Below are 14,822 nucleotides of genomic sequence, written 5' to 3'. Positions count from 1 at the left end.
TTGAACCAAAAGGACTTTTCATGTCGGCCGTAGACCCTTCCCTGATCGAACGCATCATCCGTGACGACGTACGCGCCATGGGCGCCTACCACGTGGCGGACTCGCACGGTCTGGTGAAGCTGGACGCCATGGAGAATCCGTACCGCCTGCCGCCCGTGCTGCGCGACCAGCTGGCCGCGCGGCTAGGCGAGGTGGCGCTGAACCGCTACCCGGTGCCGAGCAGCGAGGCGCTGCGCGCCCGGCTGCGCGACGTCATGGACGTGCCGGCCGGCATGGACGTGCTGCTGGGCAACGGTTCGGACGAGATCATCAGCATGCTGTCGCTGGCCGCCGCGCGCCCCGGCGCCAAGGTGCTCGCCCCGGTGCCCGGTTTCGTCATGTATGCGATGTCGGCGCAGTTCGCCGGGCTGGCGTTCGTCGGCGTGCCGCTGCGCGCCGATTTCACGCTGGACCGCGCCGCGATGCTGGCCGCCATGGCCGAGCACAAGCCGGCCATCATCTATCTCGCCTACCCGAACAACCCCACCGGCAACCTGTTCGATGCGGCCGACATGGAGGCCATCGTCCGTGCCGCCCAGGGCGAGGTCTGCCACAGCCTGGTGGTGGTGGACGAGGCCTACCAGCCGTTCGCCCAGGAAAGCTGGATGCCGCGCCTGACCGAATTCGGCAACCTGCTGGTCATGCGCACGGTGTCGAAGCTGGGCCTGGCCGGGATCCGCCTCGGCTACGTGGCCGGCGCGCCCGAGTGGCTGGCGCAGCTGGACAAGGTGCGCCCGCCGTACAACGTCAACGTGCTGACCGAGGCCACCGCGCTGTTCGCGCTCGAACATGTGGATGTGCTCGACGAGCAGGCGGCCCAGCTGCGTGCCGAGCGCGGCCGGCTGGCCGAGGCCATGGCCGCCCAGCCGGGCGTGACGGTGTTCCCGAGCGCCGCCAACTTCCTGTTGATCCGCGTGACGGATGCAGCACAGACGTTCGACCGACTGCTCGCGCGGAAGGTATTGATCAAGAACGTGAGTAAAATGCACGCATTGCTGGCCAACTGTCTGCGCGTGACGGTCAGCACACCCGAAGAAAACGCGCAGTTTCTTGAAGCATTTGCTGCTTCATTGCAGGATTAACCCCACCATGCGTGTAGCAGAGGTCACCCGCGATACCTCGGAAACGCAGATCCGCGTTTCGCTGAATCTTGATGGCACCGGTCGCCAGAAGCTGGCCACCGGCGTGCCGTTCCTCGACCACATGCTGGACCAGATCGCCCGCCATGGCATGGTCGACCTCGAGGTCGAGGCCCGTGGCGACCTGCATATCGACGACCACCATACGGTGGAAGACGTCGGCATCACGCTCGGCCAGGCCGTGGCCAAGGCGATCGGCGACAAGAAGGGCATCACCCGCTATGGCCACAGCTATGTGCCGCTGGATGAGTGCCTGTCGCGCGTGGTGATCGACTTCTCGGGCCGCCCGGGCCTGGAATTCCACGTGCCGTTCACCCGTGCCCGCGTGGGCAGCTTCGACGTGGACCTGACCATCGAATTTTTCCGAGGTTTCGTCAATCACGCCGGCGTGACGCTCCATATCGACAACCTGCGCGGCATCAATGCCCACCATCAATGCGAAACGGTGTTCAAAGCCTTCGGGCGGGCCCTGCGCATGGCGGTGGAGCTTGACCCGCGCGCGGGCAACACGATTCCATCGACAAAAGGGACGCTTTAAGGCATAAGGCGAGGGGCCCGCTGCCGGGCCCGACCCGAACCTGCAGGCGTGCCGGCCGGTTGCGGCGCCCGCTGACGCTCACCCGACCCCGCAACCGATGGATACGCTCAAGTCCTTTATCTCGCTGCTGGCGCTGATCAATCCGATCGGGGCGATCCCGTTCTTCATCAGCCTGACCAGTCAGCAGACGGAAGCGGAAAAGCTGCGTACCATCAAGACGGCGTCGATGTCGGTGGCGATCGTGGTGGCGGTTTCGGCGCTGCTGGGGCAGCAGATCATCGAGTTCTTCAATATCTCGGTGGCGTCGTTGCAGGTGGGTGGCGGGCTGATCATGATCATGATGGCCATGAACATGCTGAACGCGCAGACCAGCCGCACCAAGGCCACGCCCGAGGAAGAGGACGAGGCTGACGCCAAGGCAAGCATCGCGGTGGTGCCGCTGGCGATTCCGCTGCTGACCGGGCCAGGGTCCATCAGCACGGTGATTGTCTATGCCGGCAAGTCCGCGCACTGGTGGCAGTCGCTGGTGCTGGTGGGGATTGGCGTGTTGCTGGGGGCCGTGGTGTACCTGACGTTCCGCGCGGCGGACCCCATCGCACGGGTGATGGGGCGCACCGGGATCAATATTGGCACGCGTCTGATGGGTTTGATCCTGTCGGCGCTGGCCGTCGAGTTCATTGTGGACGGGCTGAAGACATTGTTGCCTGTTTTGAAATCATGACTACCATAGCAATTGTGGATTACGGCATGGGCAACCTGCGCTCGGTGGCGCAGGCGTTGCGCGCCGCGGCACCGGAAGCGGATGTCCAGGTGGTGGATCGGCCCGAGGCCATCCGCGCGGCGGACCGCGTGGTGCTGCCGGGGCAGGGCGCCATGCCTGACTGCATGGGCGCGCTGGGCGCATCCGGGTTGCAGGAGGCCGTGCTGGAGGCGGCCGCGAGCAAGCCGATGCTCGGCGTGTGCGTTGGCGAACAGATGCTGTTCGACCGTAGCACCGAAAGTCGCACTGGCAACGCGGCCACGCCTTGCCTGGCACTGATGCCGGGCGAAGTGGTCCGTTTCGAGCTGGAAGGGCTGACGCAGCCCGACGGCTCGCGCTTCAAGGTGCCGCAAATGGGCTGGAACCGCGTGCGGCAGTCGCGCGCGCACCCGCTCTGGCAGGGCATTCCGGACGATAGCTGGTTCTATTTCGTCCACAGTTACTATGTGCGCGCGCAGGATGCGTCGCACATCGCGGGCGAAACCGACTACGGCGGCGTGTTTACCAGCGCGGTGGCACGCGATAATATTTTCGCCACGCAGTTCCACCCGGAGAAGAGCGCCGCGATGGGTTTGCAGCTTTACCGGAATTTCGTGCACTGGAATCCGTAACGCGCCGAGAAGCGCGTGAGAAGCACCCGAGAACCGAAGCGCCCCGATACTGACCAGCGATCGTTCAGAGCCACCGACCAGACTGCGCATCCAACTGCCAAACTGACATGACCTGAGCCCACCGGCGCTCGCGCCGGCATCGCTGCCTTTTTCCTTTTACACAACCACCACGCTCGTCACGCTTATGTTGCTCATTCCGGCCATCGACCTGAAGGACGGTCAGTGTGTACGCCTCAAACAAGGCGACATGGACCAGGCCACCGTCTTTTCCGAAGATCCCGCCGCCATGGCACGTCACTGGGTCAACCAGGGCGCGCGTCGCCTGCATCTGGTCGACCTCAACGGCGCATTTGTCGGCAAGCCCCGCAACGAGGCCGCCATCAAGGCCATCATCGCCGAGGTGGGCGACGAGATCCCCGTCCAGTTGGGCGGCGGCATCCGCGACCTCAACACCATCGAGCGCTGGCTCGATGACGGGCTGTCGTACGTCATCATCGGCACCGCGGCGGTCAAGAACCCCGGCTTCCTGAAGGACGCCTGCTCGGCCTTCGGCGGCCACATCATCGTCGGCCTCGATGCCAAGGACGGCAAGGTCGCCACCGACGGCTGGAGCAAGCTGACCGGCCACGAAGTGGCGGATCTGGCACGCAAGTACGAGGACTACGGCGTCGAAGCCATCATCTACACCGATATCGGCCGCGACGGCATGCTGCAGGGCATCAATATCGACGCCACGGTGAAGCTGGCCCAGTCCATGTCGATCCCGGTGATCGCCAGCGGCGGGCTGTCCAACCTGACCGACATCGAGCAACTGTGCGCGGTGGAGCGCGAAGGCGTGGAAGGCGTGATCTGCGGCCGTGCCATCTACTCGGGCGACCTCAACTTCACCGAGGCGCAGGCGCGCGCGGACAAGCTGGGCGAAGAGTAAGCCGCCCCGGCGCGGGTGCGCCGGGCAACACGCCGCCACCCGGCAAGGGGCGGGCGGCAAGGAAACCCATGTTAGCCAAACGTATCATCCCCTGCCTGGACGTGACCAACGGGCGGGTGGTCAAGGGGGTCAACTTCGTCGAACTCCGCGACGCGGGCGACCCGGTCGAGATCGCGCGCCGATACGACGAGCAAGGTGCCGATGAAATCACTTTTCTCGACATCACCGCGACCAGCGACGGCCGCGACCTGATCCTCCACATCATCGAGGCTGTGGCTTCGCAGGTGTTCATTCCGCTGACCGTGGGTGGCGGCGTGCGCGCCGTGGAAGACGTGCGCCGGCTGCTCAATGCCGGGGCGGACAAGATCAGCGTGAATTCCTCGGCCATCGCCAATCCGCAACTGGTATCCGATGCCACGGGCAAGTACGGCTCGCAGTGCATCGTGGTGGCCATCGACGCCAAGCGCAGTTCCGCGCCGGGCGAGCCGCCGCGCTGGGAAGTCTTCACGCACGGCGGCCGCAAGGCCACCGGCCTGGACGCCGTGGCATGGGCGAAGGAAATGGCCACGCGCGGTGCCGGCGAGATCCTGCTGACCAGCATGGATCGCGACGGCACCAAGAGCGGTTTCGACCTCGAACTGACCCGCGCGGTCAGCGACGCGGTGCCGGTGCCCGTGATCGCCTCGGGCGGCGTGGGCGGCCTGCAGGACCTGGCCGACGGCATCCGCCTGGGCCACGCCGACGCCGTGCTGGCGGCCAGCATCTTCCACTATGGCCAGCACACGGTAGGTGAGGCCAAGGCATTCATGGCCCGCGAGGGCATTCCCGTCCGGATGTGATCATGGCGAAGAAGTGGCTGAACAAGGTGAAGTGGGACGACAACGGCCTGGTGCCGGTGATCGTCCAGGAAGTCGGCTCGAACGATGTGCTGATGTTCGCGTTCATGAACCGCGAGGCGCTCCAGCGCACCGTGGAGCTGGGCGAGGCCGTGTTCTGGTCGCGCTCGCGCAAGCGGCTCTGGCACAAGGGCGAGGAATCGGGCCACGTGCAGAAGGTCCATGAGATGCGTCTGGATTGCGACGAGGACGTGGTGCTCCTGAAGGTGACGCAGGTGGACAGCATCGCCTGCCACACCGGCCGTCACTCGTGCTTCTTCCAGAAATTCGAGGGCGATGTGGAGTCGGGCGACTGGCAGACCGTGGAGCCGGTGCTCAAGGACCCCTCCACCATCTACGCCAAATAACCATGAGCGACACCCCGAACCCCGCCGTCCCGGCAGATCTGGCCGACGTGCTGGCGCGCGTGGCCGCCACGCTCGAGTCCCGCAAGCCCGAGAACGGCGGCGATCCGGACAAATCCTACGTGGCCAAGCTGTTCCAGAAGGGCGACGACGCCATCCTGAAGAAGATTGGCGAGGAAGCGACCGAGACCGTGATGGCCGCCAAGGACGCGCGCGCCGCCGGCCTGAGCGCCGAGGCCACCGGCAAGGTGGTCTACGAGGTGGCCGACCTGTGGTTCCACACCATGGTGCTGCTGTCCCGCTTCGGGCTGAGCCCGGCGGACGTGGTGGGCGAACTGGCGCGGCGCGAGGGACTTTCCGGCCTGGCCGAGAAGGCGAGCCGCAAGGCGTAGCATAATGCGCATGTGGGCGCGGGAATCGTCCCGCGCCGCGCGCAATGCACGCAACGGACGCTGGAGGGCACGATGGCGACTGACACCACCACGCAAGTCACGACCACGGCTGAGGACGACAGGCTGAGCAGCCTGCGCAAGCTCACGCATATCCTGTATGCGCTCTACGCCATTTTTTGGCTGACGGGCGGGATCACGGCGCTGATCGCGATCGTGGTGAACTACGTGAAGCGCGACGATACGCGCGGCACGCTGTATGCCTCGCACTTCGCCTGGCAGATCCGCACGTTCTGGTGGTCGATCCTCTGGTTCGCGCTGAGCTGGGTCCTGTTCTTCACGATTTTGCTGGCGCCGGTAGCCTGGGTGATGTGGTGCGTGTTGTCACTATGGATGCTGTATCGTATCGTCAAGGGTTGGCTGTATCTGAACGATCGCAAGCCCATGTATCCGGACCAGCAGTTCTGAGAACGCGACGATCCGACATCACGCAACAAAAACGTCATGAAATCTCAGGACAATTGCATTTTCTGCAAGATCGTGGCCGGGCAGATCCCGTCGAACAAGCTGTACGAAGACAACGAACTGCTCGCGTTTCACGACATCCATCCCAAAGCGCCGGTACACTTCCTGCTAATTCCGAAGACTCACGTCGATTCGCTGGCGGATTGCGGACCCGGCGATGGGGATGTGCTTGCTAGAATAATGCTCAAGGTGCCTGAACTGGCGCGCCAGGCCGGCTGCGATAACGGCTTCCGGACGGTGATCAACACCGGTCCGGACGGCGGGCAGGAGGTCTACCACCTTCATGTCCACGTGCTCGGCGGCCCGCGCGAACAGTGGAAGGCACCGGCGCCCTGAGCAATCGGGGTAGCCAGGGTATCAGCGGACCGGGACTCGCGTCCCGGCCACGTGCTGCGTCGGCAACCGTCGCCCGACGCGGCCTTTGAGGGACGGAACTACGGGGCCGGGCGGCCAATCTCCATCGCCCGCGGCTTCATCAGGAGCAAGAAATGGGTTCGTTTAGCATTTGGCACTGGCTGATCGTGCTGGTCATCGTCATGCTCGTGTTCGGCACCAAGAAGCTGCGCAATATCGGCACCGACCTGGGTGGCGCGGTCAAGGGCTTCAAGGATGGCATGAAGGACGGCAATGGCAACGCGGCCGAGGAGCCGGGTGCCCCGGCCAAGGAACTGCGCGATACCACCACGATCGACGTGGAAGCGAAGGACAAGTCGCGTCAGCAGTAAGCCGAATTGCCTGAATTCCTCATGGCGGCCGCGTTCGCGTCGGCCCGCCCCTCTCGTGTCCCTGGCTCCATGTCCGCATGATCGATCTCGGCATTTCCAAGCTGGCACTGATAGGCGCCGTGGCGCTCATCGTGATCGGTCCCGAACGGCTGCCCAAGGTGGCACGCACAGTGGGCGCGCTCGTCGGGCGCGCGCAGCGCTATATCAATGATGTGAAGGCGGAAGTCAGCCGCGAGGTGGAGTTGGACGAACTGCGCAAGATGCGCACAGAGTTCGAAGACGCCGCGCGCGATGTCGAGCGCACGATCCACAAGGAAGTGAACGAGCAGTCCCAGGCGCTGAACGAAGCCCTGGGCGGCACCGACACAGCGGCTTCCGACACCGGCAGCCCCGGCGTGGGTGGCGGCTACGTGCCGAGCTGGGACGCCGCGCACAAGTCGCACAACGGACGCAAGAGCTGGCGCGTCAAGCAGGGCGCGCGGCCGATCTGGTTCAAGCGCCAGCAGAACATGCGCGTGTGGGTGCAGTCAGGCGCCGCGCGCGTGAAGCGGCATCGCCCGCCCACCGGACGCTCCCGCTCGTTCTTCGAGTAACCATGCCGTGCAGCGCCGTCCCGCCGCCGTGCAGGCTGGCGGCGGCCGCCACGATAACTACGATGCCAGCCAGCACGGCTGAAGCGGCTACGCCATGAGCGACTCCCCCTCCCAAGACCCCAACGACGAAACCCAGCAGGAAACCTTCATCTCCCACCTGATCGAGCTGCGCGAGCGGTTGGTCAAGGCGGTGGCGGGGGTCATCATCGTCTTCCTCAGCCTGATCTACTGGGCGCCGCAGATCTTCAACCTGTTCTCCGCGCCGCTGATGGAATCGCTGCCGAAGGGCGGCAGGATGATCGTGACCGATGTCACCGGCTCGTTCTTCGTACCGATGAAGGTGACGATGCTCGTGGCGTTCCTGATCGCGCTGCCGTGGGTGCTCTACCAGGTCTGGCAGTTCGTGGCGCCGGGCCTGTATCAGCATGAGAAGAAACTGATCATGCCGCTGGTGAGCAGCAGCTACCTGCTGTTCCTGTGCGGCGTGGCGTTTGCCTATTTCCTCGTGTTTCCCACCGTGTTCCATTTCATGGCGCATTACAACGCGCCATTGGGTGCGGACATGTCCACGGACATCGATAAATACCTGAGTTTCGCCATGACGACGTTCCTGGCGTTCGGTATTACCTTCGAGGTGCCCGTGGTGGTCATCGTCCTCGTGCGATTTGGTGTGGTGGAACTCGAGAAACTGAAGCAGATCCGCCCGTATGTGATCGTCGGGGCCTTCATCGTCGCCGCCGTGGTGACGCCGCCCGATGTGATGTCGCAGTTGCTGCTCGCCGTGCCGCTGATCGCGCTATACGAATTGGGCCTGTTGCTCGCCCGATTTGTGACCAAGCAGCCGCTTGGTACGCCCGCGCCGGGCGAAAACCCCGCCGACTGAGTTCCCCGGTACTTGTAACGGAGATGTTTCTGCCACGTCCGAATGGGCGGTTTTGCACCAACATGGGGAAAAATGCTGCATTTGTTGTTGCTTGATGACAACAAACCACGTTGGTAAACCGTGTTTACGGCGAAAAAGTCTTCTGGCGGGGAGGGGGGGTGTCACATAATACGACGCAGACGTGAAGGTTAATGCGTCGCCCAAGCACTTGGGCAACCAAGATTTCCCAATCAGTTGACAAGGAAAGTGTCGATATGAAGATGAAACTGTTTGCAGCTGCCGTTGCCGCCATGGCCGCCGGTGGCGCGTATGCCCAATCGAGCGTAACCCTGTACGGTGTGGTTGACGCTGGTATCGAGTACCAGAACCACCAGCCGAACGTGGCTGGTAGCCACGACGTTGTGCGCCTGACCTCGGGCAACATGTCCGGCAGCCGTTGGGGCCTGCGTGGCGTGGAAGATCTGGGCGGCGGCCTGAAGGGCGTGTTCGTTCTGGAAAGCGGTTTCAACGTTGACACCGGTACGTCGGGCCAAGGTGGCCGTCTGTTCGGTCGTCAAGCGTTCGTTGGTCTGCAAAGCAACTACGGCACGCTGTCGCTGGGCCGTCACCAGACCCCGTTCTATGACTTCGGTCTGGCCTTCGACCCGATGGCCATCTCGACGAACTACTCGATCACGTCGCAAGACGCTGGTTTCAGCAGCCGCGCCGACAACTCGCTGAAGTACATCGGCAAGTTCGGTGGCCTGACCGCCTCGCTGCTGTACAGCACGGGCGCCAACACGGTTGGTACGGCTAACGCCTACACTGGCGTTGCTGGCGAAGTTCCGGGCTCGTACAAGACCGGCCGTGAGTACAGCGCAAGCCTGATCTACGCAGGCGGCCCGTTCTCGATCGGTGCTGTGTTCGACGAAACCAACCTGGGCAACCCGACGGGTGTGGGCATCGACACGACGCGCGCCAAGATCCAACGCGCTTCGCTGGCTGGTACGTACGCTTTCGGTCCGGCTAAGGTGTTCGCTGGCTACCGCTACGCGCACGCCCTGTCGAACGCTCGTCTGCCGGGCGGTACGCTGGCAAACGGTACGGTCGACGCCAACGTGTCGAACCTGTACTGGCTGGGCATGGGTTACCAGCTGACCCCGGCTCTGTCGCTGACGGGCGCCGCTTACTACCAAGACTTCCGTTCGTCGGGTGCTGATCCGTGGAGCTTCGTGGCTTCGGCTGACTACGCCTTCTCGAAGCGCACTGACGCTTACCTGAACGTGGCCTACACGAAGAACAAGGACGGCTCGACCCTCGGTCTGGGTAGCTCGGGCGCTGCTGGTTCGGGCTTCGGCACGACCAACGGCTCGGCTAACCAGTTCGGCGCTGTGGTTGGTGTGCGTCACAAGTTCTAATTTGACGCGGGTGTAAGCCCGCATCAGATTCGGCTTGATTCAAAACGCCGGCATCCGAAAGGATGTCGGCGTTTTGTTTTGTGGTGTGGGATGGGGTGGTGGTTGATGGCATGCCAGGTGCCCTGGCTTGATCGGCATGCCCCGTAAGGCCCCCCTACCTGGGAGCGGTGCGACGCGCGCTGCACGGCCTGCTCGTGGCTTGCAGCGGTCAGCCGGAGGTGCCCTCGGCGCCCGATCTCGACAATCGACCATCGACCCACACGCCCCAACAAAAAACCCCCGCCGGCTACCCGGCGGGGGTTTTTACATTCAGGCTACCTGGTCCTTCAGCTTCCGATCGACCTTCCAGCCAGTCCTACTCTTCCTCATCCAGCGGCATTGCGCGCCGTGGCGGGGGAGGGCGCTTGCCGATGGTCACCGTGACCTCGGCCGGCTTGCCACGCCGGATCACCTTCATCTTGGCCTCGGCGCCCGGTTTGAGCTGCGCAATCGCATTGAGCAGCGCGGTGGTATCGGAGATCACCTGGTTATCGACCGACACCAGCACATCGCCCGGCTTCACGCCAGCCTTGTCCGCCGGTCCGCCCTGGACTACGGCGGCAATCAGCGCGCCATCCTTGGCATCGAGCCCAAACGACTCGGCGATCTCGGGTGTCAGGTCCTGCGGCTCCACGCCGATCCAGCCGCGCGTGACCGTGCCGGAGGAGATGATCGATTCCATCACTTGCTTGGCCGTCGAGACAGGAATCGCGAAGCCAATCCCCAGCGAGCCACCCGAGCGCGAGTAGATCGCCGTGTTGATCCCGAGCAGGTTGCCCTGTGCGTCAACCAGCGCACCGCCCGAGTTGCCGGGGTTGATCGCCGCGTCGGTCTGGATGAAGTTCTCGAACGTGTTGATGCCCAGGTGGCTGCGGCCCAGCGCCGAGACGATACCCATCGTCACAGTCTGGCCGACCCCGAACGGATTGCCGATGGCCAGCACCACGTCGCCGACCTTCACATTCTCGATCCGGCCCAGCGTGATCGCCGGCAGGTCCTTGAGCGTGACCTTGAGCACGGCCAGGTCGGTTTCCGGGTCGGAACCCACGACCTTGGCGTTGGCCTTGCGCCCATCGGTCAGGGCGATCTCGATTTCGTCGGCGCCGTCCACCACGTGGTGGTTGGTTAGAATATAACCCTCGGCGCTGACGATTACGCCCGAGCCCAGGCTGGACACCGGTTCCTGGCGCTCCGGCAGCCGGTCGCCAAAGAAGAACCGGAACCAAGGATCCTCGGTTTGCGGATTGGGCGACCGCCGCGAGCCGTTCTTGCTCGTGAAGATATTCACCACCGCAGGCATGGCCTGGCGCGCCGCGTCACTATAAGAGCCCTCGGCCGCGGAACCCGTCACACTCGGCACCACTTCCTTCAGTGCCACGATTGGTGAGCCTGATTGCACGGCCACCCGCCCGCGCTGCAGCCACTCGGGTTTCAGCGTGGCCACGACGAACCACACGGCCAGCACCACGGTGACAGCCTGGGCGAAAAACAGCCAGAATCGGCGCAACATATTGGAGTTTTGAGCAGAAAATGAAAACAAAAGAGCTTGAATTGTACTTGAACGATCTACTGGAAGTTTCCCGTTTCAAGGACTATTGCCCGAACGGCCTCCAAGTGCAAGGTAGATCGGAGGTCACCCACGTCGTCACCGGCGTGACGGCCAGCCTGGCCCTCGTCGAAGCGGCGATCGAGGCCGGCGCCGACGCCATCCTGGTCCATCACGGCTATTTCTGGAAAAACGAGGATGCCCGGGTCATCGGCCAGAAGCATGCGCGCCTGAAACGGCTGCTTGGCGCCGACGTCAACCTGATGGCTTTCCACCTGCCGCTCGATAACCATCCCGAGCTGGGCAACAATGCGCAGCTTGGCCTGCAGCTCGGCTTCATGCCGAACGGCCGTTTCAGCGACGATCAACTGGGTTGGACCGGTACACTGCCGCAGCCGATGCCGCTGCACGCGCTGGCCGCGCATGTCGGTGCGGTGCTCCAGCGCGAGCCGCTGGCGATTGGCGACCCCGATCAGATGATTCGCAAGGTGGGCTGGTGCACGGGCGGTGCGCAGGGCTATTTCGACGCCGCCGTAGCGGCTGGCGTCGATGTGTACCTGAGCGGAGAGGTGTCGGAGCAGACCACCCACCTCGCGCGCGAGAGCGGCGTGGCCTACCTGGCCGCCGGTCATCACGCCACGGAACGCTACGGCATCCGCGCGGTGGGCGAGCATCTGGCGCAGCGTTTCGGGCTGCGCCATACCTTCATCGATATTCCGAACCCGGTCTGAGCCGGGCTCCGGGCGTGGCGCGCGGTCAGGCGCGCGGCGTCTTCAGGCTGTCGCGGATCTCGCGCAGCAGCACGATATCCTCGGGCGTGGCGGCCGGCGTGGCCGGCTCCTCGTGCTTCGCGGCCATCCGGTTGAAGGCGCGGACCATCAAGAAGATGATGAAGGCGAGGATGACGAAGTTCACCACGATGGTGAGAAAGTTGCCGTAAGCGAAGACCGGCACGCCGGCCTTCTTCAGTGCATCGAGGGTATGCGGCACGCCGGGAGGCGGGTCCGCAAGCACGACGAACATGTTCGAGAAGTCCAGTTTGCCGATGATGCGGCCGATCACTGGCATGATCAGGTCGTTGACGACGGAATCCACGATCTTGCCGAAAGCTGCGCCGATGATCACGCCGACGGCGAGATCAATCACGTTGCCGCGCATCGCAAAAGTACGGAATTCGCTGATCATGCTCATTGGTTATTCTCCGCTTTGTTGTTTCAGATTAACGTTTGCGTTTGACACAGACTGCATCATCGCACCCCTGAGCGCAAGCCCGCGGGCGGGATTCGCGCTGCCATGACCGATTATCGACCAGTCGGCTATCGGTAGTTCGCCTATCGTCGAGGGATGTGCCTCAGGTATAATTTTTGGTTGACGCAAGATCTAATTGATGACATCCCCTGGGGTTTGGAATGAGTGACCAGCAAAACGTGAAGAACGTGGACAAAGGTCGCCGCAATTGGTTGATCGCGACATCTGTCGCGGGCGGCGTAGGAGGCGTAGCAGTAGCAGTGCCCTTTGTCAGTACCTTTGCACCGTCGGAGAAGGCCAAAGCCGCCGGGGCACCTGTCGAGGCCGATGTCGGTGGCCTCAAGCCCGGCGAGATGATGACCGTGGAATGGCGTGGCAAGCCGGTCTGGATTCTTCGTCGCACCCCTGAAATGCTGGCCTCGCTCCAGAAAACCGATAGCGAGGTGGCTGATCCCAAGTCCGCTGTGCCATTCACGATGGAGACGCCGGACTACGCCAAAAACGAAACCCGCTCCCGTGCCGAGCACAAGGACCTGCTGGTGGTCGTCGGCATTTGTTCCCACCTTGGCTGCTCGCCGTCCGGTCCGTTCGTGTCTGGCGCCAACCCCCAGCTCGGCGCCGATCCCGGCTTCCTCTGCCCTTGCCACGGCTCGACGTTCGACCTGGCGGGCCGCGTGTTCAAGAACAAGCCGGCCCCGCAGAACCTTGACGTCCCCCCGTACCAGTTCCTGTCCGACACCAAGATCGTGATCGGCAAGGACGAGAAAGGAGAAGCCTGATCATGGCGGCCGAAAAAGAAGTCAAGACCACCGGGCTGCTGGGCTGGATCGACGCCCGTTTCCCTGCCACCCAGCTCTGGGAAGATCATCTCTCCAAGTACTACGCGCCGAAGAACTTCAACTTCTGGTACTTCTTCGGCTCGCTGGCGCTGCTGGTCCTCGTGATCCAGATCGTCACCGGCATCTTCCTGGTGATGAACTACAAGCCGGACGGCACGCTCAACGCGGCTGGCATTCCGGTGGCCTTTGCCAGCGTGGAGTACATCATGCGCGAGGTGCCGTGGGGCTGGCTGGTGCGCTACATGCACTCCACCGGCGCCTCGGCGTTCTTCGTCGTGGTCTACCTGCACATGTTCCGCGGGCTGCTGTACGGTTCGTACCGCAAGCCGCGCGAGCTGGTCTGGATCTTCGGCTGCCTGATCTTCCTGTGCCTGATGGCCGAGGCGTTCATGGGCTACCTGCTGCCCTGGGGCCAGATGTCGTACTGGGGCGCGCAGGTGATCGTGAACCTGTTTTCGGCGATCCCGGTGATCGGCCAGGACCTGTCGCTGTTCATCCGCGGCGACTACGTGGTGAGCGATGCCACGCTGAACCGCTTCTTCTCGTTCCACGTGATCGCGGTGCCGCTGGTGCTGCTCGGCCTGGTCGTGGCGCACATCATCGCGCTGCACGAAGTGGGCTCGAACAACCCGGACGGCGTGGAGATCAAGGCGAAGAAGGACGAGAACGGCATCCCGCTGGATGGCATTCCGTTCCACCCGTACTACTCGGTGCATGACCTGCTGGGCGTGGGCGGCTTCCTGTTCTTCTTCTCGGCGGTGATCTTCTTCTTCCCGGAAGTGGGCGGCTATTTCCTCGAAGCCAACAACTTCTTCCCGGCCGATCCGCTGAAGACGCCGCCGCACATCGCGCCGGTCTGGTACTTCACCCCGTTCTATTCGATGCTGCGCGCTACGACGTCGAACTTCCTGCCGGTGCTGTGGCTGTTCTTCGCCATCGTGCTGGGCCTGGTGGTCCTGCGCAGCAAGGATGTGCGCGTGAAGATCGGCTCGGTGGCGATCCTCGTGATCCTGGCGGCAGGCTTCTACTTCATCGAAGCCAAGTTCTGGGGCGTGCTGGTGATGGGCGGCTCCGTGGTCGTGCTGTTCTTCATGCCCTGGCTCGACTGCTCGCCGGTCAAGTCCATCCGCTATCGTCCCGCCTTCCATAAGACAATTCTGATTGTCTTCGTGGTGGTGTTCCTGGTCCTCGGCTACCTGGGCGTGCAACCGCCGTCGCCGGTGGGTGAGAAGGTGTCGCAGCTCGGTACGCTGCTGTACTTCGCCTTCTTCCTGACCATGCCGCTGTGGAGCCGTGCCGGCGAGTTCAAGCCGGTGCCGGAGCGTGTCACGTTCCATCCGCACTAAGCGCCGCGCGACCCCCAAAAGAGGACAAGGACACAAG

The 14,822-nt window shown here is 63.5% G+C and carries 19 protein-coding genes; 17 read left to right on the top strand and 2 right to left on the bottom strand.

Features of this window, described 5'->3' with window-relative positions; translation table 11 throughout:
- Nucleotides 1-20: 20 nt before the first annotated feature.
- The 14 genes from hisC (at nucleotide 21) to BM115_RS22110 (ending at nucleotide 9,767) form a co-directional block, all read left to right on the top strand.
- Nucleotides 21-1,121 (top strand): histidinol-phosphate transaminase, encoded by a 1,101-nt coding sequence (gene hisC, locus BM115_RS22175; RefSeq protein ID WP_092299288.1) that lies wholly within the window; start codon nucleotides 21-23, stop codon nucleotides 1,119-1,121.
- Nucleotides 1,122-1,128: 7 nt separating this feature from the next.
- Complete coding sequence (gene hisB, locus BM115_RS22170; protein WP_092299285.1) at nucleotides 1,129-1,716, top strand: imidazoleglycerol-phosphate dehydratase HisB; 588 nt, start codon at nucleotides 1,129-1,131, stop codon at nucleotides 1,714-1,716.
- Between the two features lie 97 nt (nucleotides 1,717-1,813).
- Nucleotides 1,814-2,437 (top strand): YchE family NAAT transporter, encoded by a 624-nt coding sequence (locus BM115_RS22165; RefSeq protein ID WP_092299282.1) that lies wholly within the window; start codon nucleotides 1,814-1,816, stop codon nucleotides 2,435-2,437.
- Complete coding sequence (gene hisH / locus BM115_RS22160) at nucleotides 2,434-3,087, top strand: imidazole glycerol phosphate synthase subunit HisH (protein WP_177219986.1); 654 nt, start codon at nucleotides 2,434-2,436, stop codon at nucleotides 3,085-3,087. Before BM115_RS22165 ends, hisH begins: the two co-directional genes overlap by 4 nt.
- Nucleotides 3,088-3,271: 184 nt before the next feature.
- Nucleotides 3,272-4,015: a 1-(5-phosphoribosyl)-5-[(5-phosphoribosylamino)methylideneamino]imidazole-4-carboxamide isomerase gene (gene hisA / locus BM115_RS22155; protein WP_092299279.1), complete on the top strand. Its 744-nt coding sequence runs from the start codon at nucleotides 3,272-3,274 to the stop codon at nucleotides 4,013-4,015.
- Nucleotides 4,016-4,083: 68 nt separating this feature from the next.
- Nucleotides 4,084-4,854 carry an imidazole glycerol phosphate synthase subunit HisF gene (gene hisF / locus BM115_RS22150; RefSeq protein WP_092299276.1) on the top strand — a complete coding sequence of 257 codons (771 nt, stop codon included), beginning with the start codon at nucleotides 4,084-4,086 and terminating at the stop codon, nucleotides 4,852-4,854.
- A gap of 2 nt (nucleotides 4,855-4,856) precedes the next feature.
- Nucleotides 4,857-5,258, top strand: a complete 402-nt coding sequence (hisI, locus tag BM115_RS22145; RefSeq protein WP_092299274.1) for a phosphoribosyl-AMP cyclohydrolase — start codon at nucleotides 4,857-4,859, stop codon at nucleotides 5,256-5,258.
- A 2-nt stretch (nucleotides 5,259-5,260) separates the two neighbouring features.
- The gene (locus tag BM115_RS22140) at nucleotides 5,261-5,647 is read left to right on the top strand and encodes a phosphoribosyl-ATP diphosphatase (protein ID WP_092299271.1); all 387 of its coding nucleotides are present in this window, start codon (nucleotides 5,261-5,263) and stop codon (nucleotides 5,645-5,647) included.
- A 72-nt stretch (nucleotides 5,648-5,719) separates the two neighbouring features.
- Nucleotides 5,720-6,112 (top strand): DUF4870 family protein, encoded by a 393-nt coding sequence (locus tag BM115_RS22135; protein WP_092299268.1) that lies wholly within the window; start codon nucleotides 5,720-5,722, stop codon nucleotides 6,110-6,112.
- Between the two features lie 36 nt (nucleotides 6,113-6,148).
- Complete coding sequence (locus BM115_RS22130) at nucleotides 6,149-6,505, top strand: histidine triad nucleotide-binding protein (protein WP_092299265.1); 357 nt, start codon at nucleotides 6,149-6,151, stop codon at nucleotides 6,503-6,505.
- 152 nt (nucleotides 6,506-6,657) lie between these two features.
- Nucleotides 6,658-6,894 (top strand): Sec-independent protein translocase subunit TatA, encoded by a 237-nt coding sequence (gene tatA / locus BM115_RS22125; RefSeq protein ID WP_092299262.1) that lies wholly within the window; start codon nucleotides 6,658-6,660, stop codon nucleotides 6,892-6,894.
- 77 nt (nucleotides 6,895-6,971) lie between these two features.
- Nucleotides 6,972-7,487: a Sec-independent protein translocase protein TatB gene (gene tatB, locus BM115_RS22120; protein ID WP_092299259.1), complete on the top strand. Its 516-nt coding sequence runs from the start codon at nucleotides 6,972-6,974 to the stop codon at nucleotides 7,485-7,487.
- A gap of 94 nt (nucleotides 7,488-7,581) precedes the next feature.
- Entirely contained in the window at nucleotides 7,582-8,370 is a 789-nt protein-coding gene (gene tatC / locus BM115_RS22115) for a twin-arginine translocase subunit TatC (RefSeq protein ID WP_092299256.1), read from the top strand.
- Nucleotides 8,371-8,624: 254 nt separating this feature from the next.
- Nucleotides 8,625-9,767, top strand: a complete 1,143-nt coding sequence (locus tag BM115_RS22110; RefSeq protein ID WP_255370939.1) for a porin — start codon at nucleotides 8,625-8,627, stop codon at nucleotides 9,765-9,767.
- Between the two features lie 355 nt (nucleotides 9,768-10,122).
- Here BM115_RS22110 and BM115_RS22105 read toward each other — a convergent pair whose 3' ends face one another.
- Nucleotides 10,123-11,316: a Do family serine endopeptidase gene (locus BM115_RS22105; RefSeq protein WP_092299249.1), complete on the bottom strand. Its 1,194-nt coding sequence runs from the start codon at nucleotides 11,314-11,316 to the stop codon at nucleotides 10,123-10,125.
- Nucleotides 11,317-11,336: 20 nt separating this feature from the next.
- On the opposite strand from BM115_RS22105, the gene BM115_RS22100 reads away from it, so the two are divergent.
- Nucleotides 11,337-12,083 (top strand): Nif3-like dinuclear metal center hexameric protein, encoded by a 747-nt coding sequence (locus tag BM115_RS22100; protein ID WP_092299246.1) that lies wholly within the window; start codon nucleotides 11,337-11,339, stop codon nucleotides 12,081-12,083.
- Nucleotides 12,084-12,108: 25 nt separating this feature from the next.
- On the opposite strand, the gene mscL is transcribed toward BM115_RS22100, so the two are convergent.
- The gene (gene mscL / locus BM115_RS22095) at nucleotides 12,109-12,543 is read right to left on the bottom strand and encodes a large conductance mechanosensitive channel protein MscL (protein WP_092299243.1); all 435 of its coding nucleotides are present in this window, start codon (nucleotides 12,541-12,543) and stop codon (nucleotides 12,109-12,111) included.
- Nucleotides 12,544-12,761: 218 nt separating this feature from the next.
- Here mscL and petA point away from each other — a divergent pair, with 218 nt between their 5' ends.
- A complete protein-coding gene (gene petA / locus BM115_RS22090; protein ID WP_092299240.1) occupies nucleotides 12,762-13,379 on the top strand; it encodes a ubiquinol-cytochrome c reductase iron-sulfur subunit in 618 nt (205 codons plus the stop codon).
- 2 nt (nucleotides 13,380-13,381) lie between these two features.
- Nucleotides 13,382-14,785, top strand: a complete 1,404-nt coding sequence (locus BM115_RS22085) for a cytochrome b (RefSeq protein WP_092299237.1) — start codon at nucleotides 13,382-13,384, stop codon at nucleotides 14,783-14,785.
- Nucleotides 14,786-14,822: the final 37 nt, after the last annotated feature.

It is taken from the genome of Cupriavidus sp. OV096 (genome assembly GCF_900115455.1).
Taxonomy (GTDB): domain Bacteria; phylum Pseudomonadota; class Gammaproteobacteria; order Burkholderiales; family Burkholderiaceae; genus Cupriavidus.
Note: the sequence above shows the minus strand (reverse complement) of the source record. Positions and strands in the feature narration are given on the sequence as shown.